The sequence below is a fragment of the Kitasatospora sp. MY 5-36 genome (assembly GCF_001182915.1).
Lineage (GTDB): Bacteria > Actinomycetota > Actinomycetes > Streptomycetales > Streptomycetaceae > Kitasatospora.
The window spans coordinates 1-286 of record NZ_LFVW01001433.1; the positions used below are offsets into that span (position 1 = coordinate 1).

At 75.2% G+C, this 286-nt stretch carries 1 pseudogene; it reads left to right on the forward strand.

Going from position 1 to position 286, the window contains the following annotated elements:
* Positions 1-286: pseudogene (locus AE652_RS42805) on the forward strand (heavy metal translocating P-type ATPase); the annotation flags it as partial.

A 286-nucleotide genomic window follows, 5' to 3' on the forward strand; every position in this document is an offset into this window, starting at 1 on the left:
CGTCACCGGCGCCACCGTCAACGCGGGCGGCCGGCTGGTGGTCGAGGCCACCCGGGTCGGCGCCGACACCCAGCTGTCCCGGATGGCCCGGCTGGTCGAGGAGGCCCAGAACGGCAAGGCCGCCGCCCAGCGGCTGGCCGACCGGATCTCCGCGGTCTTCGTCCCGGCCGTCATCCTGATCGCCCTGGCCACCCTGGTGGTCTGGCTGCTGGCCACCGACAGCTCCACCGAGGCCTTCACCGCGGCCGTCGCCGTGCTGATCATCGCCTGCCCGTGCGCCCTGGGC